21 protein-coding genes, 1 tRNA gene and 1 pseudogene are annotated in these 19,395 nt (G+C 63.9%); 14 read left to right on the forward strand and 9 right to left on the reverse strand.

Annotated elements, in window-relative coordinates; genetic code table 11:
- The first annotated feature begins 30 nt into the window (after positions 1-30).
- From ACQY80_RS15695 to ACQY80_RS15705, 3 genes are read left to right on the forward strand one after another with little or no spacing between them, the layout of a single operon-like run.
- Complete coding sequence (locus ACQY80_RS15695; protein WP_428681486.1) at positions 31-840, forward strand: cytochrome c1; 810 nt, start codon at positions 31-33, stop codon at positions 838-840.
- A gap of 23 nt (positions 841-863) precedes the next feature.
- Complete coding sequence (locus tag ACQY80_RS15700) at positions 864-1,418, forward strand: adenine phosphoribosyltransferase (RefSeq protein WP_428681488.1); 555 nt, start codon at positions 864-866, stop codon at positions 1,416-1,418.
- Between the two features lie 13 nt (positions 1,419-1,431).
- Positions 1,432-1,986, forward strand: coding sequence for a nucleotidyltransferase family protein (locus ACQY80_RS15705; protein WP_428681490.1), 555 nt, complete (start codon positions 1,432-1,434; stop codon positions 1,984-1,986).
- Between the two features lie 68 nt (positions 1,987-2,054).
- Here the strand turns inward: ACQY80_RS15705 and ACQY80_RS15710 are convergent, their stop codons facing one another.
- Entirely contained in the window at positions 2,055-2,822 is a 768-nt protein-coding gene (locus tag ACQY80_RS15710; RefSeq protein WP_428681492.1) for a DUF1134 domain-containing protein, read from the reverse strand.
- Positions 2,823-3,058: 236 nt separating this feature from the next.
- Here ACQY80_RS15710 and ACQY80_RS15715 point away from each other — a divergent pair.
- Both ACQY80_RS15715 and ACQY80_RS15720 read left to right on the forward strand, forming a co-directional pair.
- A tRNA-Ser gene (locus tag ACQY80_RS15715) sits at positions 3,059-3,148 on the forward strand.
- 108 nt (positions 3,149-3,256) lie between these two features.
- The gene (locus ACQY80_RS15720) at positions 3,257-3,766 is read left to right on the forward strand and encodes a dihydrofolate reductase family protein (RefSeq protein WP_428681494.1); all 510 of its coding nucleotides are present in this window, start codon (positions 3,257-3,259) and stop codon (positions 3,764-3,766) included.
- Here ACQY80_RS15720 and ACQY80_RS15725 read toward each other — a convergent pair whose 3' ends face one another.
- Positions 3,767-4,678, reverse strand: a complete 912-nt coding sequence (locus ACQY80_RS15725) for a DMT family transporter (RefSeq protein WP_428681496.1) — start codon at positions 4,676-4,678, stop codon at positions 3,767-3,769.
- 221 nt (positions 4,679-4,899) lie between these two features.
- Between ACQY80_RS15725 and leuC the strand changes: the two genes are divergently transcribed.
- Entirely contained in the window at positions 4,900-6,312 is a 1,413-nt protein-coding gene (leuC, locus tag ACQY80_RS15730) for a 3-isopropylmalate dehydratase large subunit (protein WP_428681498.1), read from the forward strand.
- Here leuC and leuD read toward each other — a convergent pair.
- Positions 6,309-6,893, reverse strand: a complete 585-nt coding sequence (leuD, locus tag ACQY80_RS15735) for a 3-isopropylmalate dehydratase small subunit (protein WP_428681500.1) — start codon at positions 6,891-6,893, stop codon at positions 6,309-6,311. The genes leuC and leuD overlap by 4 nt on opposite strands.
- Positions 6,894-7,020: 127 nt before the next feature.
- Here leuD and ACQY80_RS15740 point away from each other — a divergent pair, with 127 nt between their 5' ends.
- Together ACQY80_RS15740 and ACQY80_RS15745 are read left to right on the forward strand one after the other, a co-directional pair.
- Positions 7,021-7,524 (forward strand): MarR family winged helix-turn-helix transcriptional regulator, encoded by a 504-nt coding sequence (locus tag ACQY80_RS15740; RefSeq protein WP_428681502.1) that lies wholly within the window; start codon positions 7,021-7,023, stop codon positions 7,522-7,524.
- Positions 7,525-7,598: 74 nt separating this feature from the next.
- The gene (locus ACQY80_RS15745) at positions 7,599-8,174 is read left to right on the forward strand and encodes an NADPH-dependent FMN reductase (RefSeq protein ID WP_428681504.1); all 576 of its coding nucleotides are present in this window, start codon (positions 7,599-7,601) and stop codon (positions 8,172-8,174) included.
- On the opposite strand, the gene ACQY80_RS15750 is transcribed toward ACQY80_RS15745, so the two are convergent.
- A complete protein-coding gene (locus tag ACQY80_RS15750) occupies positions 8,171-8,611 on the reverse strand; it encodes a MarR family winged helix-turn-helix transcriptional regulator (protein ID WP_428681506.1) in 441 nt (146 codons plus the stop codon). The genes ACQY80_RS15745 and ACQY80_RS15750 overlap by 4 nt on opposite strands.
- A 150-nt stretch (positions 8,612-8,761) precedes the next feature.
- On the opposite strand from ACQY80_RS15750, the gene ACQY80_RS15755 reads away from it, so the two are divergent.
- From ACQY80_RS15755 to ACQY80_RS15780, 6 genes are read left to right on the forward strand one after another with little or no spacing between them, the layout of a single operon-like run.
- Positions 8,762-10,396 (forward strand): long-chain-fatty-acid--CoA ligase, encoded by a 1,635-nt coding sequence (locus tag ACQY80_RS15755; protein ID WP_428681508.1) that lies wholly within the window; start codon positions 8,762-8,764, stop codon positions 10,394-10,396.
- A gap of 25 nt (positions 10,397-10,421) precedes the next feature.
- Positions 10,422-11,552 (forward strand): alpha/beta hydrolase, encoded by a 1,131-nt coding sequence (locus tag ACQY80_RS15760; RefSeq protein WP_428681510.1) that lies wholly within the window; start codon positions 10,422-10,424, stop codon positions 11,550-11,552.
- A 1-nt stretch (position 11,553) separates the two neighbouring features.
- On the forward strand, positions 11,554-12,534 hold the full coding sequence (locus ACQY80_RS15765; protein WP_428681512.1) for a phosphotransferase family protein: 981 nt from the start codon (positions 11,554-11,556) through the stop codon (positions 12,532-12,534).
- Positions 12,531-13,829 (forward strand): phosphopyruvate hydratase, encoded by a 1,299-nt coding sequence (eno, locus tag ACQY80_RS15770; protein ID WP_428681514.1) that lies wholly within the window; start codon positions 12,531-12,533, stop codon positions 13,827-13,829. The genes ACQY80_RS15765 and eno overlap by 4 nt, the downstream gene beginning before the upstream one ends.
- Entirely contained in the window at positions 13,826-14,746 is a 921-nt protein-coding gene (locus ACQY80_RS15775; protein ID WP_428681516.1) for an NAD(P)-dependent oxidoreductase, read from the forward strand. The genes eno and ACQY80_RS15775 overlap by 4 nt, the downstream gene beginning before the upstream one ends.
- Positions 14,746-15,438 carry an alpha/beta fold hydrolase gene (locus ACQY80_RS15780; protein ID WP_428681518.1) on the forward strand — a complete coding sequence of 231 codons (693 nt, stop codon included), beginning with the start codon at positions 14,746-14,748 and terminating at the stop codon, positions 15,436-15,438. The genes ACQY80_RS15775 and ACQY80_RS15780 overlap by 1 nt, the downstream gene beginning before the upstream one ends.
- Positions 15,439-15,482: 44 nt before the next feature.
- Here the strand turns inward: ACQY80_RS15780 and ACQY80_RS15785 are convergent.
- The 5 genes and pseudogenes from ACQY80_RS15785 to ACQY80_RS15805 all read right to left on the reverse strand — a co-directional run.
- A pseudogene (locus tag ACQY80_RS15785) lies at positions 15,483-15,591 on the reverse strand (IS5/IS1182 family transposase); the annotation flags it as partial.
- A gap of 67 nt (positions 15,592-15,658) precedes the next feature.
- On the reverse strand, positions 15,659-16,033 hold the full coding sequence (gene speD, locus ACQY80_RS15790) for an adenosylmethionine decarboxylase (protein WP_428681520.1): 375 nt from the start codon (positions 16,031-16,033) through the stop codon (positions 15,659-15,661).
- Positions 16,034-16,035: 2 nt separating this feature from the next.
- Positions 16,036-17,661 (reverse strand): FAD-dependent oxidoreductase, encoded by a 1,626-nt coding sequence (locus ACQY80_RS15795; RefSeq protein WP_428681522.1) that lies wholly within the window; start codon positions 17,659-17,661, stop codon positions 16,036-16,038.
- Positions 17,651-19,183, reverse strand: a complete 1,533-nt coding sequence (locus tag ACQY80_RS15800) for a polyamine aminopropyltransferase (RefSeq protein ID WP_428681524.1) — start codon at positions 19,181-19,183, stop codon at positions 17,651-17,653. Before ACQY80_RS15800 ends, ACQY80_RS15795 begins: the two co-directional genes overlap by 11 nt.
- Positions 19,176-19,385, reverse strand: a complete 210-nt coding sequence (locus tag ACQY80_RS15805; RefSeq protein WP_428681526.1) for a DUF350 domain-containing protein — start codon at positions 19,383-19,385, stop codon at positions 19,176-19,178. Before ACQY80_RS15805 ends, ACQY80_RS15800 begins: the two co-directional genes overlap by 8 nt.
- Positions 19,386-19,395 lie beyond the last annotated feature (10 nt).

Genomic DNA, 19,395 nt, shown 5'->3' on the forward strand with positions numbered 1-19,395 from the left:
CGCCGGACTTTAATAGGAGCTGATACAGCCATGGTTCGTCCGCTCGGTTTTCTCGTCGGTCTGGGTTTCATCGTCGCACTGTTGTGCGCGATCGTCACCACGCCGCTCACCAATGAGCCCAATGCTTCACACGAGTTCCACAAGCATCCGGAACATCTGAAGCTCTCCAGTGATGGCCTGCTGCCGCACTGGAACAAGGCCCAGCTTCAGCGCGGCCTTCAGGTGTACAAAGAGGTCTGCTCGGCATGCCACAGCCTGAATCTCGTCGCTTTCCGTGACATCGCGGATCTCGGTTACACCGAGGGTCAGGTGAAGACTTTCGCCAAGGGCTTCCAGGTCCCGTCGATCAATCCCGATACGGGCGAGCCGGCGACGCGTGATGGCCTGCCGTCGGACCATTTCCCGGCGCCCTATGCAAACGAAGTTGCGGCGCGTGCGGCGAACAACAATGCGCTGCCGCCCGATCTCTCGCTGATCACCAAGGCGCGCGAAGGTGGCAAGGACTATGTCTATTCGCTGCTGACCGGCTTCCAGAATCCCCCGGCGAACCTGCCGAAGGAGCTGAAGCCGGGCACGGGGCTGCACTACAACCCCTATTTCGCGAACCTCAACCTCGCGATGGCGCCGCCGCTGACCAAGGGGCAGGTGACCTTCGCCGACGGTTCGCCGAACACGGTCAAGGCGATGGCGGCCGACGTCAGTGCCTTCTTGGTGTGGACCGCCGAGCCGAAGCTGGTGAAGCGCGTGTGGACAGGCTGGGCCGTGTTCTTCTACCTGCTCATCTTCACCGGCCTGACCTATATGTCGTACCGGAACATCTGGGCCGACAAGAAGCATTGAGGACCTGAGGGAGGGCCGTCGGAATGATCGCCCTCCCGCCTCAGCCCGACCTCGACCTCGCGTCGCTTGTTCGCACCATCCCGGACTTTCCCAAGCCGGGCATCCAGTTTCGCGACATCACGACACTGATCGGCGACGCCGCCGGCTTTTCGGAAGCCGTGCGGCGTCTTTCGATTCGTGCTGCCACTTATCGCCCCGATTATATCGTTGCGGTCGAAGCTCGCGGCTTCCTGTTCGGTGCGGCGATGGCGACCGCGATGGGGATCGGTCTCGTTCCCGTTCGCAAGGCGGGCAAACTGCCCGGCGTAACAATTGGCGTCGATTACGAGCTTGAATATGGCACCGACCGGCTCGAACTGCACGAGGGTGCCGTGCTGCCCGGTCACCGCGTCGTGCTGGTCGACGATCTGCTCGCGACCGGGGGGACGATCATCGCCGCTGCCGAATTGATGCGAAGCGTCGGTGCCGAGGTCGCGGCGGCTCTGTTCGTTATCGACCTGCCTGACCTGGGCGGCTCGCAGCGGCTGCTATCTGCGGGGTTGGCGTGTGAGACGCTGATCGCCTTCGACGGCGACTGATCACCCTAAGGGCGTGGATCATGTTCTGGCCATTCAGGATTTGCTTGCCGCGGATCCCCGTCGTTCGGAGGCACTCTCTGCGGTTGCCGATCTATCGCTCCCCGATGCGTGGATTGGCGCGGGCTTCATCCGCGACGCAGTCTGGGATCACTTGCATGGCCATTCCTTCGCGCCGCCGGCGGGCGATGTCGATGTGGTCTGGTTTGCGCCTGATATGCCCCTTGAATCTGCCGACCGCGACATCGAGGACAGGCTTCGATCCATGCTTCCCCAATTTACCTGGTCGGTGAAGAATCAGGCAAGGATGTATTCTCGGAATGGAGACATGCCTTACACGTCCGTTGTGGATGCGATGATGCATTGGCCGGAAACAGCGACCGCGGTGGCCGCGCGATATGACGGTCGCAAGATCGAGGTCAGCGCGCCATTCGGTCTCGACGACCTATTCGCATTAAGGCTGCGACCGACGGCTGCTTTCGTCGAAAGGAAGCTCTCGATCTTTCAGGAGAGGCTGCGCTCGAAACGCTGGCTGGAGCGATATCCCATGCTGACCTTGGTCGACCGGTAGCATGGGCAAAGAAAAAGCCCGCGCCGGAGCGCGGGCCATGCTCGCCCCCGTGGCAAGCTCGACGATCCCTAGAAAGGGATCCAGTTCTGCTTTTTGCGGATCTTCATATAGCCGGCGTTGATGCCGAGCCGTGCGCCAACGCCGACGCGGATCGGAATCAGCACGACGTCGCCGCGGCGCAGGTAGCTGGCGTTGAAGCCCCCGATCAGATAGGCGGCGCCTTCGCCCGCGGGATAGCGCTTGTAGAGATCCTCGGTATCGAAGAGGTTGTAGACCAGCACGAAGGTGCTGCCGGCGTTGGCGCCGGCGTCGAAGCCGATCGACGGGCCGTTCCAGTAGACAGGCTTTTCGCCCTCCACTTTGTGATGCAGGGTGCCCGAACCATAGCGAACGCCCAAGCCGAGCGCGCCGCTGGCTTCGCGGCCGACGATATAGGCGTTGGGCTCGCCTTGCTTCTTCAGGATATCTTCGATCAGTCCGGCCAAGCCTTGCGCGCCCTTGCCGAAGACGCCTTCGGCGGCGCCGATCAGATCGTCCTTCTTGTAAGTCGTTCCGTCGGCGGCGCTCGTCGTCAGGGCGTCCGCCGTCGTCGAGGTGCCGGTGTCGGGGGTCGTCGAATATTGCTGGTCGCCCGTCGCGAGGTCGCTGTTCAGCGTCGGGTCGGTCGTTGAATAGTCGCTCGGCGGCGGGGCCGGGGGCTGCGGGTTGTCCAGATCCGAATCGATCGCGCTGTTCGGATCGACCGACGTCATCTGCGCATGCGCAGAGACCGGCGCAAGCGCCAGCCCGATCGATGCGAAAGCCGTGACGGCGAAAGCGGCAAGCGTTTTACGCATAAATCCCCCAAATCGGCAGACGCGTCGTGCGCTGCGCGGGTTAACCATGACTCGGACTGTGAATCGCGGGCAATGAATGGGCGATGACTTGAGTCGATTTTGCGCCAGACCGAATCCTTTTCGCTGCGAATTGCCGAACGACGACACGAAAAAGGCGAATGTTTGCCGTTGCGGGGCGCGAAAGCCATAGCTATAGCGCCCTCCAAGCCAACTGTCGTTCGCGCGGCAGACCATGCGGAGACGTGGGTGAGTGGCTGAAACCAACGCTTTGCTAAAGCGTCGTACGGGGAACCGTACCGAGGGTTCGAATCCCTCCGTCTCCGCCACTTTTTTTCATAGCAGCCAACGAAACCGTCGCGTCCCCGGCGGGGATCATATACTATTACTAGGCCGTTCCGCAGAAGAGGCAGACCATGGCCAGGCTTGTGTTCGGGATGAACCAGTCGCTCGACGGCTATGTCGATCACATGGCGTTCGGGCCGAGCGCGACGCTGTTTCGCCATTTCATTGAGGAGGCGCGCGAACAGACCGGCAGCCTGTACGGCCGCCATGTCTACGACCTTATGCGCTATTGGGATGCGGATGACCCCGAATGGGATGCGGACCGGCGGGCTTTTGCGGACGCGTGGCGGGCGCAGCGCAAGTGGGTCGTGTCCCGCTTGTCGCCGTCGGTCGGTCCGAACACCGTGCTGATCGGCGGCGACCTGGAGCGCGCTGTCCGCCACCTGAAAGCGGCCCATGAAGGCGAGATCGAAGTTGCCGGCCCCGATCTTGCGAACAGTCTGACCACTCTTGGCCTGATCGACGAATATCGGATATATCTGCACCCTGTCGTGCTCGGTCGGGGCACGCCCTATTTCGCAGGCCCCCGGCCGCCGCTTCGTCTGGTGGCGCACGACCGGATTGATGACGACGTCATCCGCCTGAAGTACGTGCCTCTCTGATCACACGGTCGCGAGCAGCGCGAGCACGACGCCGATCGCTACAAGCAACAGACCCACCGCTTCGTGCCAGCGCACCGGTTCGCGCAGATAGAAGTGAGCGAAGCCGATGGTGAAGATCACCTCGACCTGACCCACGATCCGCACTAGCGCGGCGGGCGCCGCTGCGAAGCCGGTATACCAGCATGCCGAACCAAGCGCGGAGAGCAGACCGACTTGGCTCGACGAGCGCCACGAGCGCGCCACCGCAGCCAGCGTTCCGCGATCACGCGCGATGATCCATCCCAGATGAAGCGTGCTTTGCATCGCCATCACGACGACCAGCGTCACCAGCGCCGAGGCGACGACATCAAGTTCGGGCAACTCGGCGGTCGCCAGCTTGATCGCGATCGCGGCGCACGCGAACATCGATCCCGCGCCAAGCCCGCACAGGGCTGCCGGCTGGCGGAGCGCTTGCCACGCCTGTCGCGCCGAAATTCCTCCGCCGGCCAATGCAAGGATCAGCACGCCTGCGACCCCGGCCAATATCCCCGCCCACGCAAGCAGCGGCAGGCGCTCGCCCAGGAAGAGGGCGGTGACCAGCGCTGCCTGAATCGCTTCGGTCTTGGAAAAGGCGGTGCCGACGACAAAACCGCGATGACCGAAAGCGAGGATCAGCAGGATGGTCCCCGCCATCTGGGTAACGGCGCCAATGGCGGAAAGGCCAAAATAGGCGGAGGAAAAGGGCGGCAATGTGGTGCCGCGCAGTCCTAGCCATGCCGCGGCGAACAGGAACGCGAAAGGCAGGCCATAGAGATAGCGGACGAGCCCCGCGCCGCTCACGCTGAGTTCGGCCCGCAAACGTTGCTGAAGCGCGGTACGCCACGCCTGGAACAGGCCGCCGAACAGCGATGCGGGAAGCCAGATCGGGTTCACATCATGTCTTTCAGGCGGCCATTTGCCGGTGCTCGCCTTGCTGCCGATCGCCGAATCGTCCGTCTCCCCATCGCGCCCACTTGCCTCGCGCGCCGCGTTCGGCCTATATAATTAGTATTCTAAGTAAATAGGGGCCGGGGCGCAACGGTGCAAATGCAATCGGGGGACAGGAAAGACAATATGAACGATTGTGCTATCGGCAGGACGAAAGCCGGCGCGCGATGACGTCGCCGCGAACGCTCTACGACAAGATATGGGATGCCCATGCGATCGCCGACGACGATGGCGAGACGCTTCTCTACATCGATCTGCATCTGCTCCACGAGGTGACCTCGCCGCAGGCGTTCGCGGGACTGGCCGCCGCAGGGCGGCCCGTGCGGCGTCCGGAACGGGTATTGGCGCTGTCCGATCACAACGTCCCGACGACAGGGCAGGCCGCTGGCCCCGCAGGCGTGGAAGATGCTGAAGCCCGCGCCCAGCTCGAGGCGCTTGTCGAGAACACCCGCCGGCACGGGATCGAGAATTTTCCGATGGGCGATCCGCGCGGGGGGATCGTCCATGTTGTCGGGCCCGAGCAGGGGCGGTCGCAGCCCGGCATGACGATCGTTTGCGGCGACAGCCATACCTCGACCCATGGCGCGTTCGGCGCGCTCGCCTTCGGGATCGGGACGTCGGAGGTCGAGCATGTGCTTGCGACGCAGACGATCCGCCAGCGCCGGTCGCGCAACATGCGGGTCCGCGTCGAGGGGCCATTGGGACCCCACGTCCACGCCAAGGATCTGGCGCTTCATATTCTCGCTGTGATCGGCGTCGACGGTGCCACGGGGCATGTCATTGAATATACGGGCGACGCCATAGAAGCTCTCTCGATGGAGGGCCGGATGACTCTCTGCAATCTCAGCATTGAAATGGGCGCGCGCGCCGGGTTGATCGCGCCCGACGCAACGACCTTCGCCTATCTCGCGGGGCGCCCGGCGGCTCCGATGGGTGCAGCTTGGGACGAGGCGCTTGCCCGCTGGCATGCGCTGCCCAGCGATCCCGATGCCCGCTTCGACCGCGAGGTCTCGATCGACGCGGCGACGGTCAGCCCGATGGTTAGCTGGGGGACGAATCCGTCGCAGGTGATCGGCATCGATGCGCTGATACCGGACCCCGCCACGCTGCCCGACGATGATGCGCGCGCCGTGGCGGAACGCGCGCTTGCCTATATGGATCTGGCGCCCGGCCAGCCGATCGCCGGAACGCGGCTCGACCGCATCTTCATCGGCAGCTGCACGAACAGCCGGATCGAGGATCTGCGGATCGTCGCCGACGTCGTGCGCGGTCGCCGCGTCGCGCCGCATGTGCGCGCGATGGTCGTTCCCGGATCCGGGCTGGTGAAGCGGCAGGCGGAGGCCGAGGGCATCGATAGGGTGCTCCGCGCGGCGGGATTCGACTGGCGCGAGCCGGGCTGCTCGATGTGCGTCGGGATGAATGCCGATCGGCTGCAACCCGGCGAGCGTTGTGCCGCAACCTCGAACCGTAATTTCGAAAATCGTCAGGGGCGCGGCGGGCGCACGCATCTGATGAGCCCGGCACTCGCCGCCGCGAGCGCAATTGCCGGCCGTATCGCCGATCCTGCCAATCTCGATTAGGTCGTCGCCTCGAAGCGAGCGATGGCGCCTTCGTGGCGCATCGTGCGGGTGATGTCGTCGAGGCCTTCGATCAGCGTCCGGCGATCGTCGGGATCGATAGCAAAGGTGATCGCTTCGCCCGATGCCAGGATGATGTGCTGCCCGATCAGATCGATCGAGATCGGCGCGAACTGCGACAGGGCGATTTCGTCGCGCAGCCGCTCGCAAACATCGTCGGGCAGGCGGATCAGCAACAGGCCGTTCTTGCGTGCATTGTTCGAGAATATGTCGCCGAAACTGGGCGCAATCACGCAGCGGATTCCGAAATCGGCGAGCGCCCATACCGCATGCTCGCGCGACGATCCGCAACCGAAGTTTCGGTCGGCGATCAATATCTGCGCGGCCCTGCAGCCTGTATGATTAAGGACGAAATCGTCGCGTTCGGTCCCGTCCGGGGCGTAGCGCAATTCACGGAATGCATGCCGGCCCAAGCCGTTGCGCGTCAGGGCCTTCATATATCGTGCAGGGATGATCATGTCCGTATCGACATTGGCAAGCGGCAGCGGCGCGGCGACGGCGGTCAGCCGGGTGAATTTTTCCATGGGCTTCTCTCAATAACTTAGTATCCTAAGTATAATCGCGAGCATGGCTTGTCCAACGATATCGATACCCGAAGCTATTGCCGCGCGATTCGTAGAGGCCTAAGGTTCGGGAAAAAGGGGAAGTCTGGTGGCAAAGAACAAAGTCTTTCGGCATCCCGCCGAATATTACACCAACCCGGAAAACAGTATCGGCTATCTTGCCCGTATCGTTTTTCGGTCGTTTTCGCGGCTGCTTGAGCGCGGGACGCTGAAGCATGACGTGTCGGCGGGACAGTGGCGGTTCCTGCGCCAATTGTGGCGCGAAGACGGGGTCACGCAGCGCGAACTCAGCGAGCGCGTAGGGATGCGCGAGCCGACGACGGTGGTCGCGCTGAAGGGGCTCGAAAAGGCCGGCTTCATTACGCGCAAGAAGACCGAGGACGATCGGCGCAAGACTTTCATCTATTTGACGCCGCACGCGAAGAAGCTCGAGCTGGTCCTCGCGCCGATGAATGCCGAGGTTCATGAAGTTGCGACGCGCGGAATGACCGACGAAGAGGTCGAGACTCTGCAGGCGCTGATGCGCAGGGTTATCGATAATTTGGCCGATGAAGCAGCAAAGCTCTCGACGCTCTCGGACGTCAAAGCCTGACGTTCGCGCCAAAGGGTGTTGCGACCCGTCTCGAAAATAGATTAGTATTCTAATCATTTTGACGGGAGGGAAGATTGACGAAAATTGCTGTAATTGTCGGAAGCACGCGCGAGGGCTCGTTCAACCGCGCCCTGGGAAAGCTCGCGATTGCTGCGCTTGAGCGCCATGGCGCGACGGTTACCGATGTCGATCTCGCCAGCTTTGACCTGCCGCTCTATTCGGCGGCTCTGGAAGCGAATGCCTTTCCGGCGGACGCCCAGCGGCTGAAAGCGGTGTTTGCTGCCCAGGACGGGCTGCTGTTCCTTTCGCCCGAATATAATGGCTCTCTGCCGCCATTGCTCAAAAATGCGATCGACTGGGCGTCGCGCCCCACCGGCGACGAATCGCTCGTCGCGCTGAGCGCCTATCGCGGCAAGGCGAGCGCGGTCATGTCGGCGTCAATCAGCCCGTTTGGCGGGCTGCGCGGACTGATGCACCTGCGCCAGATCCTCTCGACGATCCAGACGCTCGTCATTCCCGAACAGGTGCTGATTCCGAATGCCCACGCGGCGTTCGATGCTGACGGCAATCTCGTCGAGCCGCTGCCCGCGACCTTGGTTGACATGACCGCCGCGCGGCTGGTCGCCGTGGCAAAGGCGCTTGCGACCTAGTCCGGATCTTCGCGTTCGATGTTGTCGCCCCAGTCGGCCTCGAGCGTGGCGATCAGCTCGGCGAACCGGTCCTGACCCAGCCGTTCGGCGAGCTGGTCGGACAGCGCGTCCATGGCATGCTGCGCATCCTGTCGCATTCGTGCGCCGGTCTCGGTCAACGAGACGACCATGTGGCGACGGTCATCGGGATCGGGTTCCAGCGCCACGATGCCGACCGCGACCATCTGGTTGATCGTGCTGTGGATCGCCTGACGCGAGACGCCAAGGTTGCGTGCTATGTCGGACGGACGAACGATGCCGGTGACGATATTGGTCATCACCATCGATTGCGGCCGGCTGACGTCGGGCCAGCCGCGATTGTGAAGCCGGGCCTGAAGGCCTTCGTCAAGCCAGCAAAAGCGCTGGAAAAGGGCGATGATAAGCTGGTTGGTGTGCATGCGGTGCTGGCGATATACCCCTGTTGCCGGCGGCAGGCCGACACGCCACGCTAGAAGAGCGTGCCGGGCGAAGCAAGGCGGGAGCAGCGTTGCAAAGGTAAAATGCTTAGTATACTATCTTTCTGGTGAAGCGAGGGAGATACGCGCCGCATGGACGGGTTGATGCAGAATGTGCCGCTGACGGTAGACCGGATCATCGACCATGCCGCAGCGTGGCACGGCGACCGCGAAGTGGTGTCGCGGGATGCCGAAGGCGGGGTGACCCGCTCGACCTATGCCGCCATCCATGCCGATGCGAAGCGGGTGTCGAACGCACTCGCGGCCGAAGGAATGAAGCCCGGCGACCGTGTCGCGACGATGGGATGGAACAGCGCACGCCATCTCGCCGCCTGGTATGGCGCTGCGGGTATGGGCATCGTCCTCCATACGCTCAATCCGCGGCTGTTCCTTGAGCAGATCGCCTATATTGCGAACCATGCCGGCGACCGCCTGCTGATCGCCGATCCCGCGACCGCCGATCTGGTTGAAGAGTTACTGCCGCAGGTGCCGAGCATCGAGAAGGTGATCTTCTTCTGCGACGCGGACTCGCTGCCGAAGACCAGCTATCCTGCCGTCTCCTTCGACGACTGGATCGCCGGCCAGCCGGCCGATCATGCGTGGGGCGATTTCGACGAAAATGCAGCGTGCGGCCTCTGCTACACCAGCGGCACGACCGGGAATCCCAAGGGCGTCCTCTATTCGCATCGCTCGAACTATATTCACGCCCTGATGACGCTCCAGCGTGACGCGCTCGGCCTGTCGGCGCGCGATACCGTGCTGCTCGTCGTGCCGATGTATCATGCCAATGCCTGGGGTGTCGTCTATTCGGCGCCCGCGGTCGGGGCAAAGCTGATCCTGCCGGGCCAGCGCATGGACGGCGAATCGATCTATAATCTGATCGAGGAAGAGGGCGTGACCTATTCGGCCGCCGTCCCGACGGTGTGGCAGATGCTGCTGCAATATATGCAGGAAAACGGAAAGCGCTTCACGACGCTTCAGCGCGTGACGATCGGCGGGTCGGCTTGCCCCGAATCGATCATCCGTACCTTCCGCGACGACTATGGCGTCGACGTCATTCAGGGTTGGGGTATGACCGAAACTTCGCCGCTCGGCACGGTGTCGGTCCCCAACGCGTCGGTTGCGGCAAAAGGCGACGATGCGCAAATGGCGTACAAGCTGAAACAGGGCCGTCTGCTTTGCGGGCTGGAGATGAAGCTGGTCGATGACGCCGGCAATCGACTGCCGCACGACGGCAAGACCCCCGGCCGGCTTATGATCAAGGGGCCGACGATCGCTCGCGGCTATTTCGGCGGCGAGGGCGGCGATGTTCTCGACGCCGAAGGCTTCTTCGACACCGGCGACGTCAGCACGATCGACGGCGAAGGCTATATGCAGATCACCGACCGCGCGAAGGATGTCGTGAAGTCGGGCGGCGAATGGATCAGTTCGATCGAGATCGAGAATATCGCTATGGGGCATGATGCGGTGGCGAACGCGGCGGTCGTCGGTATCGCGCATCCCAAGTGGGACGAACGGCCAATCCTCCTTTGCGAGCTGAAGCCGGGAGCGAGAGCGTCAGCCGATGATCTCAAGGCCTATCTCGACGGAAAGATCGCGCGCTGGTGGATGCCCGACGATGTGCTGTTCGTCGGCTCCATCCCGCTCGGCCCCACAGGCAAAATCGACAAGAAGGCGATCCGCGCGGGACTCGACGGCTATAAACTGCCTTTCGACGTGACCCGCTGACAATAATCATATCAGGAGAGACATAATGCTGGATCCGAACGGGATCGAAGGACTGGACGCGCAATTCATCGGATTGGTGTCGCCGACGGCGCCGCGCATTCAGGCGGGCGGGCACCCGTGCCAGGGCATATACTGGACTGAAAGCGGCAAGCGGCCGAAGGTCGCGATCATCGCGACCCACTATAATGTCGATTTCTCCGAACATTATATCGCCCCCTATTTTGCGCGGCAGGGTTTCGGCTTTCTCGGCTGGAATACGCGTTATCGCGGTGTCGAAGACCAGTTCCTGCTCGAGCATGCGATACTCGATATCGGGGTCGGGATGACGTGGCTCAAGGAAAAGGCCGGGGTCGAACAGATCGTCATCCTTGGCAACTCGGGTGGCGGCTCGCTGATGGGTGCCTATCAGGCCGAGGCGATCGCGCCGACGCTGACCGACCGCTTGCCGTCGATCGGACAGGACGCGCTGGCGAGCCTCGTGAAGGGCGATCTCTACATCAGCTTCAATGCGCATCAGGGGCGGCCCGAAGTGCTGACCGACTGGATGGACGCATCGGTGATCGACGAAAATGATCCGACGCTGACCGATCCCGAACTCGATCCGTTCAACCCGGACAATGGGCCGCCCTATTCGGAGGCGTTCATTGCAAAATATCGCGCCGCACAGCGTGCGCGCAACCAGCGGATCACCGATTGGGCCAAGGCTGAGCTCAAGCGCCTCAACGACGCGGGCATTCCCGACCGTATCTTTCCGATGTTCCGCTGCTGGGGCGACATCCGCTGCGTCGATCCGTCGATCGACCCGTCGGACCGCAAGTCCAACTGGTGCTATCGCGGCGACCCGGCGATCGCGAACCGCACGCCCAGCATCGGCCGCGCAAACACGATCAAGACCTGGCTCAACATGTGGAGCCTCGAAACTTCGCCGTGTCAGGGGCAGCCGCATCTGGTGAAGCATGATACGCCCGCGTTGGTGGTACAGGGAACTGCCGACACCGGGGTCTTCCCAAGCGACGCACACAAGATTTTCGACTTTCTCGGTTCACAGGACAAGACGCTCGAACTGATCCCCGGCGCGCATTATTTCGAGGACTCGATCGAAGAGCGCCAGAATGCGGCCGATCTGGTCGGCGCGTGGATCCGGGAGAAGCTGTGACGTGACGGTCGACGCCGACATCATCGACGGATTGCGCGACGCCGGCCTAGTGGGAGAGGGCGATGTCGTCCTCGAGCCACTGACCGGAGGCGTGTCGTGCGACGTCTGGAAGGTCGAGACGCCCGGGGGTCCGATTGTCGTCAAGCGTCCGTTGCCGCAACTTCGCGTCGCTGCCGAGTGGCTTGCGCCGGTCGAACGCGGGCAGAGCGAAGTTCGCTGGCTGCGGCGCGCACGCGGCGTAGATGCCAGTATCGCGCCCGAGGTACTGGCCGAGCTGCCCACCGGGCACGCCTTCGCCATGCGCTTTCTGCCCGGCTGCCCGGTGTGGAAGGACGAATTGATGGCGGGGCGGATCGACGTGCCCTTTGCTGCGCAGGTGGGGCAGGGAATTGCGGCAGTCCACGCAGCGACCGCGCACAACGACGACGACCGCGCGGCCTTCCCCAACGATGCGATGTTCCGCGCGCTGCGCGTCGACCCCTTCCTGCTCTATGTTGCGCAGCATGACGCCGAACTAGCGCCCGTGCTGACGGCGCTCGCCGGCGACCTGACCGCGCGCAAGATCGCGCTCGTTCATGGCGACGTGAGTCCCAAGAATATTCTCGTCAGCGCCGAAGGGCCGGTGTTTCTCGACGCCGAATGCGCCACCTATGGCGATCCTGCGTTCGACCTTGCATTCTGTACGACCCATTTGTTGCTCAAGGCCGTGTGGTTGGGCGACGCCCGGCTGAACGAGGCGGCGGTTGCGCTCGTCACCGCCTATCGTGCGGGCATCGACTGGGAAGATGCCGACGCGCTGCTGCTGCGGGCTGGCGAGCTCACCGCGGCGCTGCTGCTTGCCCGCGTCGAGGGCAAGTCGCCCGCGCCCTATCTTACCGACTCTGTACACAAGCGCGCCGTGCGCGATCAGGCGCGCGCGCTCATTCTGGCGCCGCAGCCGATCGATGCGCTCGTCGCCAACTGGAAAAGGAATCTTGCATGACCTCGCGTATCGCCTCCGTAACAGGCCGCCAGCTCTGGGATTCGCGCGGGCGGCCGACGGTCGAGGCCGAGGTCGTGCTGGAATCGGGCGCCATCGGGCGCGCGATTGCACCCGCGGGTGCGTCGCGCGGCGCGCATGAGGCGATCGACCTTCGCGATGGTGGCACGGCGTTCGGCGGCTTCGGCGTCAACCGTGCGGTCGCAGGGATCGGATCGGAAATCGCGGGCGCGATTACCGGCATGGACGCGCGTGATCAGGCATCGGTCGACGCTGTGCTGTGCGCGCTCGACAACACGCTCAACAAGGCGCGGCTGGGTGCCAATGCGATCGTGTCGGTGTCGATGGCCGTGCTGCACGCTGCCGCCGCCGATGCGCGCGAGCCACTGTGGCGCTACCTCGCCGACGGGCAAAAAGTGCGCGTGCCGCTCCCCGAGATCCAGATCTTCGGCGGCGGCGCTCACGCGGGACGGCGCACCGATGTGCAGGACTTCATGATCATGTGCCCGAACGCCGGCAGTTTCCGTCGCGCGCTCGAAATCACCGACGATGTCTATCGCGCCGCTGGCCGACTGATGGCCGCCAAAGGCCCGCTGACGGGGGTCGCCGACGAAGGCGGCTGGTGGCCGAATTTTGCTTCGAACGAGGATGCGCTTGATACGTTGACGAAGGCGATCGAGGCGAGCGGCCATCGTGCAGGCGAAGATGTGTTCATCTCGCTCGACATCGCGGCGAACGAGCTCGGCGATGCCGACGGCTATGAGCTCGCTCTCGACGACCGCAAGCTGTCGGGCGAGGAAATGGCGGCGCGCATCATCGAATGGGCGAAGCGCTACCCGATCCTGTCGATCGAGGATCCGGCGGGACAAGACGACTGGACGACGATGATCGCAGTGACCGCCGCGATCGGCGAAACGGTCCAGATCATCGGCGACGACGTCCTCGTCACCAACGCCGCGCGCGTCGAACGTGCGGGCGAGGCGGCGGTGTGCAACGCGGCGCTGATCAAGGTCAATCAGGTCGGTACTGTGACCGAGGCGAAGGCCGCGCTCGACGCGGCCGTCGCGCGCGGCTGGGGCGCGATCGTCTCGGCGCGTTCGGGCGAAAGCGAGGACGTCACCATCGCGCATCTCGCAACCGGCTGGAACGCGGGGCAATTGAAGGTCGGCAGCTTCACGCGGTCCGAACGCATGGCGAAGTGGAACGAAATGCTGCGGATCGAGGAATCGATGGGCGCCGACGCGGTGTTTGCGGGCTTCTCCGCATTCGCGGGTTCGATCGGGGCGGTGCACGCATGATCGTCCTTCACGCTCGGCCGAGCCCGGGGTTTCGCGAGGCTGTCGATGCGATTTTCGGGGCGGGCGTGGTGAAGCACGTCGATGAGGCCGCACCGCTCGATGCGGTCGCGCCCGATATCACCGCATTGCTCCATGTCCTGACCCCGGTGACCCCCGAATTCATAGCCTCGGCGCCGAACCTGAAACTGATCCAGAAGCTCGGTGTCGGTGTGAACACCATCGCGCTCGACGCCGCTCGCGATCAAGGAGTCGCCGTGTGCAACATGCCCGGCACCAACAGCCAAGCGGTTGCGGAAATGGCCCTCTCGCTGATGATGGCGGTGCTGCGCCGGACCTGCTTTTTTGACGCTCGTACCCGTGCCGGCGAAGGCTGGACCGCCGATCCGTCCGAACTCGACAGTGTGGGGGAGATCGGCGGGCGCACGATCGGCCTTGTCGGCTTCGGCAATTCGGCGCAGTTGCTGGCGCCGGCATTGAAGGCGCTCGGGGCGAGGTTGGTCTACACCGCGCGCAGTCAGCATGACGGACCTTATGACTATCTGCCGCTCGATCGCCTGCTGGCAGAGAGCGATATCGTCTCGCTGCACATTCCCCTGACGGAGGAAACGCGTGGCACCATCGATCCCTTCGCGATGAAGAAGGGCGCGGTGCTTGTGAACACCGCGCGCGGCGAGCTGGTCGACCAAGGCAAATTGGTCCGGGCCTTGGCCAGCGGCCACCTGCGAGGTGCCGGCCTCGATGTGTTCGCCGAGGAACCGCTGCCGCGCGGCAACCCGCTGCTGGGCCTGCCGAATGCGGTGCTGGCGCCGCACATCGCCTGGCTCACCCCCGAAACGCTTGTGCGTAGCCTCACGGTCGCACACGAAAATTGCCGCCGGCTGATGGCTGGCGAACCCCTTCTGCATCAGGTGGTCTAATGTCGCTTCCCGTCGTTCTCATTACCGGTCAGTTGCTGACCGAAGCGGTCTGGCAGCCTTTGCTCGACGCCTGGTCCGACCGCGAGGTCATTGTCGCCGACAACCGGAGCGACGACACGATCGAAGATTTCGCGCGGCGCCTGCTCGATAACGCTCCGCCAAAATTTGTACTTGTCGCGCATGCGATGGGTGGTTTTATCGCGTTCGAAGTGATGCGCCGCGCGCCTGAGCGCGTCGCGAAGCTGGTCCTGATCTCGACGCTGGCATCGGCTGATGGGCCTGCGCAGACCGCGCGGCGGCAGGGCTATATCGACCTCGTCGAAAGCGGCCAATTCGACCAGGTCGTCGAGGAGCGTATCCCTATCCTGTTTCCCGAGGAAAAGCGCGGCGACGCCCGTCTGCTCGGTATTGCGCGGCAGATGGCCGCAGACACCGGCGCCGACACATTCCTCGCGCAGCAGCGCGCGATCATGGCGCGCATCGACAGCCGCCCGCGACTTGGGGAGATTGCGGTGCCGACCTTGCTGATCTGGGGCGAGAAGGATGGCATCACCAGCCGCGCACATCATGACGAGATGCTGGACGCGATCCCGGGAGCGCGGTTGGAGATGATCGCCGGGGCAGGGCATCTGCCGACGGTTGAGGCGCCCGAGATTGTCGTGCCGTTACTGGCGGCGTTTATTGACGAATAACGTCTCGTCATTCCCGCTTTCTCGCACACCGATGTTATAAGATGGGGCGACCATTCGCCGTCGGTCACAGCATGCAGCTTTGTGTTCATGCCGCCTTCGTGCGGCGCTATCAGGCGCCCGGCCCACATTTTTCACCTGAAGGCTCGGCGCCGTGCCACCCGCCGAACGCCTTTTGAAATTCTCGTCTAAGAGCTGCCGGTCCGCTATCGGCCAAATCCGGTCAAATCTCCTGCGCCACGGAGCGTGCAAGCCGTTCGATACGGGCGACCTTCAGGACCTTCGCAACCAGAGCAGATGTTATTTGCGTCAGCGCCGCCTCGGCGTCGGCTTGCGCCCCGCAGACGAAAATATCGACGGCAGCCAGCTCATCCTCCGGCCAAGTGTGAATGGAGATGTGCGATTCGGCCAATAGCGCAACGCCGGTCACGCCATTGCCTCCGCCAAAATGGTGTAGCCGGACTTCCAGCAACGTCACCTTCGCCGCCGCGGCGGCGTCGCGCAATATCGCGGCGATGAAGGCCGGATCGTCGAGCCGTTCGCTCGTCGCGAGATCGGCGATCAGGTGCAGGCCATGGAGGAGAGGGCGCGGGGGCATATTCAGATGAGACTCGTAAAGGAATGGCCGAGGGTCTGCATCGCGGCCTCGGCCGCCGCCACCCCTCGATAATGCGCTTCTTCGAAAAGCGACAGTCCGCTGATGTCGGAGTGGGCGTGGAAAATCGGCGGTGCAAATTGCTGCGCGGCAGCGCGCGCGGGATCGGACAGGAAACCCGGAACCGGCCGGATCATCGCATGGCCCCAGCGCCAGACGTCGATACGTTCGATCGCTCCGGCAAGATCGGGGTTCATCGCCAGAAGGTCGTCGGCGACCAGCATCTGCCAGTCGTGCAGCGTGCGTTCGAGCAGGAGCTTGCGCGCGTCGGCTGGTGCCTCGCGTGACAAGGGAAGATACCAGGTCAGCACCCGCGGCCCACCCGCGGTGCCGGCGGTCTGGTGCGCCGCGACGACATAGCCGAGCGACTCGCTGCTTGCCGAGACATTGTCCCACGCCAGCGCTGCCCCGCGTCCTTTGGGCGGGCGGCTGACGGTCACATTCGCGACGACCCAAGGCGCATAGGAGAAGGACTTGCCGGCGCTTTCGCCGGGCGCGATGCGGGCCGCCACGAAATGCGGCATGGCGATGATCGCGGCGCGGGCGCGGGTGCGAACCGAACGGCCGCGCCGATGGTCGAAGCGGTCGACGACGACTCCGTTGCCGTCGCGCCGGACCGCGAAGATGGTACTGGCGGAGCGGACGCGCGGGCCGAGCCGTTCGCTCATCAGCGCGACGAGACGCCCGTTTCCTTCGGGCCAGGTCAGCTCGCGGTCACCATCGCCGTCGGCCGCCCAGCCGCGCCGCGCGGCGAAATAGTGCAGGCCGGCCCAAGCCGAGACATGGTCGGGTTCGGTGCCGTAATCGTCGCGGCAACAGTAACGAAGATGCGCGAGCAGCGGGCGCGAGTCGAAGCCGTTCGCGCGCAGCCAGGCGCCAAAGCTCTGCGCGTCGAGCGACAGATAGTCGGGGTCGCGGCTCGAATAGGCTGCGGGGACAGCGAAAGCCGGGCGACCGTCGCGTCCAACCGCGCTCTTGAAGCCCTCCACGCGCGCGAAGAAGGTATCGCGTTGCCGGATGTCTTCGGGCGACAGGCCCTTGCGCGGAAACAGCCCCTCCTGCCACTGTCCGCGCCACAGGAGGCGCTCCTCCGCATCGGCGCAGAGCTGGTAGGGATCATAGCGCGGCGCGCCCTCGGCATCGTGGCCGACGATCATGCCGAAGCGATCGAGCATGTGGCGGAGCGCGCCAGCTTCGCGGTTGGGCACGGGAAGATAATGGGCGCCGAGCGGATAGGCCGATACCGCATTGCGGCACGAGCGGGCGTTGCCGCCGACGCGATCTTCGAGCTCGTGGACGATGAAATCATCATAGCCCGCTTCGGCGAGGGTCCATCCGGCCGCGAGGCCGGCTACCCCGCCGCCGGCGATCAGGATTCCGGCGGTTTCCTCCTCGTCGGGTTCGGGCGCGGGAAAGCGGCGATCGCGCAGCCGGTGCCCGCGCGCCATATCGACACCGTCGATCGTGCCGGGAAAGGCTTCGGCCGGGCCGCATCCGCCGGGGAGCATCGCCGCTGCTGCCAGTCCCGCGCCGCGCACCAAAAGCCCGCGGCGCGTGGGGTCATCCCTCATAATGGCCCCATTCCTCGGCGAAGCTTCGCACAAGCGCCTGATTGTCGAGCCGGTTCACCGGCGTCGGTCGCCGCGCCATATCTGGCGGAAACTGATAGAGCAGCGGTTCGCTCTCTGCGGTCAGAAACCGCAGCCCGGCAGGTAACGTCGCAGTGGTGGGGACCATGCCATGGCCGGCCATCGTAAAGCCCCATTCGCCGAAACTCGGGACATAGGCGTGATAGCCGCGTACGGTCAGCCCCGCCGCTTCGAGCGTGCTCGCCACCGTCCAGTAGGACCGCGGCGCGATCAGCGGCGAGGTGCTCTGTACCGTCATCACGCCGTCCGGTTTCAGGATACGCGCGACCTCGCGATAGAAGCTTTCGGTATAGAGCTTGCCGAGCGCGAATTCGGTGGGATCGGGAAAATCGACGATGATGACGTCATAAGAACCGCGGGCGCGGCGGATCCAGCCGAAGGCATCGGCATTTTCGACGCGCAGCCGGGGCGAGGACAGCGCGCCGCGATTGAGCCCCGCCAGCGTCTTGCTGTCGCGAAACAGCCGGGTCATTTCGGGGTCGAGATCGACGAGTGTCACCGCGCGCACTTTCGGGTCGCGCAAGACCTCGCGCGCGGCGAGGCCGTCGCCGCCGCCGAGGATCAGCACGTTTGCGGGGTTGGCGACGCGGCCCATCGCCGGCCACACCAGCGCCTCGTGATAGCGATATTCGTCGCGCGACGAGAATTGCAGATTGCCGTTGAGGTAGAGGCGCAGGTCGTCGCCGCGGCGCGTCAGCACAATCCGCTGAAATCGCGTCGAGCGCGCATAGACCACCGGCTCGTCATAAAAGGCGACTTCGGACCACCGCTGCAACTGCTCGGCATTGGCGAGGCCGCCGACGAGCGTTGCGAGAACCAGCAGTGCGGCGATCAGGTCGAACAGGATGCGCCGCGAATTCCGCAGCACCCAGATAAGCGCGAGGGCGACCGCGACATTCGCGATCCCGAACGCAAAGCCGGTGCGGATCATGCCGAGCTGCGGGACGAGAACCAGCGGAAAGAGGACCGAGGCGAGCAGGGCGCCGACATAGTCGAAGGTCAAAACGTTCGACACCAGCTCGCGAAAGGCGAACCGACTTTTCAGGATCCGGATCAGCAGCGGGATTTCAAGGCCAACGAGCGTGCCGATCGCCAGCACGAGCGTGTAGAGCGCGAAGCGGAAATCGCCGACGACGGGGAACAGCAGGAACAGCGCCGCCGCTGACCAGCCGCCGAGCAATGCAATCATCAGCTCGACGCGCAGGAAAATGCCGAGCTCGTCGCCGCGCACATAGCGCGAAAGCCAGCTGCCGATTCCCATCGCGAACAGATAGACGCCGATGACGGTCGAGAATTGCGTAACGCTGTCGCCGAGCAGGTAGCTCGCCAGCGTTCCCGCCAAAAGCTCGTAGATCAGTCCGCAGGTCGCGACGACCAGAACGGAAAGAAGCAGGACAAAGGCAAGAGAAGGCCCACCGACTTCGGGCCTTTCGTCATCAGCCATGCATAACCGCGGCGATGATGTTCGAAATGCCGATGGCGACCGAGCCGGCAAGCAGCGCCACCGCCATATTCTTGCGTTCGATGATCTCGGCCCACAGCTTGCCTGGCGTCAGCAGATCTACGAGCACGAAGCTGACGATGAAGATGACGATCCCCATGACCGCGTAGATGAGGGTGGCGAGGAAGATATCGGTTGTCAGCATGACTGTCCTT

The organism is Sphingopyxis sp., assembly GCF_965279755.1.
In the GTDB taxonomy this organism is placed as follows: domain Bacteria; phylum Pseudomonadota; class Alphaproteobacteria; order Sphingomonadales; family Sphingomonadaceae; genus Sphingopyxis.

Excerpts from the sequence above, each read along its gene's own strand:
- ACQY80_RS15780 (WP_428681518.1), top strand. The coding sequence starts at position 14,746 with ATGTCGCTTCCCGTCGTTCTCATTACCGGTCAGTTGCTGACCGAAGCG.
- ACQY80_RS15750 (WP_428681506.1), bottom strand. The coding sequence starts at position 8,611 with ATGCACACCAACCAGCTTATCATCGCCCTTTTCCAGCGCTTTTGCTGG.
- ACQY80_RS15695 (WP_428681486.1), top strand. The coding sequence starts at position 31 with ATGGTTCGTCCGCTCGGTTTTCTCGTCGGTCTGGGTTTCATCGTCGCA.
- speD (WP_428681520.1), bottom strand. The coding sequence starts at position 16,033 with ATGCCCCCGCGCCCTCTCCTCCATGGCCTGCACCTGATCGCCGATCTC.
- ACQY80_RS15710 (WP_428681492.1), bottom strand. The coding sequence starts at position 2,822 with ATGCGTAAAACGCTTGCCGCTTTCGCCGTCACGGCTTTCGCATCGATC.
- ACQY80_RS15700 (WP_428681488.1), top strand. The coding sequence starts at position 864 with ATGATCGCCCTCCCGCCTCAGCCCGACCTCGACCTCGCGTCGCTTGTT.
- ACQY80_RS15720 (WP_428681494.1), top strand. The coding sequence starts at position 3,257 with ATGAACCAGTCGCTCGACGGCTATGTCGATCACATGGCGTTCGGGCCG.
- leuC (WP_428681498.1), top strand. The coding sequence starts at position 4,900 with ATGACGTCGCCGCGAACGCTCTACGACAAGATATGGGATGCCCATGCG.
- leuD (WP_428681500.1), bottom strand. The coding sequence starts at position 6,893 with ATGGAAAAATTCACCCGGCTGACCGCCGTCGCCGCGCCGCTGCCGCTT.
- ACQY80_RS15755 (WP_428681508.1), top strand. The coding sequence starts at position 8,762 with ATGGACGGGTTGATGCAGAATGTGCCGCTGACGGTAGACCGGATCATC.
- ACQY80_RS15795 (WP_428681522.1), bottom strand. The coding sequence starts at position 17,661 with ATGAGGGATGACCCCACGCGCCGCGGGCTTTTGGTGCGCGGCGCGGGA.
- ACQY80_RS15800 (WP_428681524.1), bottom strand. The coding sequence starts at position 19,183 with ATGGCTGATGACGAAAGGCCCGAAGTCGGTGGGCCTTCTCTTGCCTTT.
- ACQY80_RS15805 (WP_428681526.1), bottom strand. The coding sequence starts at position 19,385 with ATGCTGACAACCGATATCTTCCTCGCCACCCTCATCTACGCGGTCATG.
- eno (WP_428681514.1), top strand. The coding sequence starts at position 12,531 with ATGACCTCGCGTATCGCCTCCGTAACAGGCCGCCAGCTCTGGGATTCG.
- ACQY80_RS15760 (WP_428681510.1), top strand. The coding sequence starts at position 10,422 with ATGCTGGATCCGAACGGGATCGAAGGACTGGACGCGCAATTCATCGGA.
- ACQY80_RS15775 (WP_428681516.1), top strand. The coding sequence starts at position 13,826 with ATGATCGTCCTTCACGCTCGGCCGAGCCCGGGGTTTCGCGAGGCTGTC.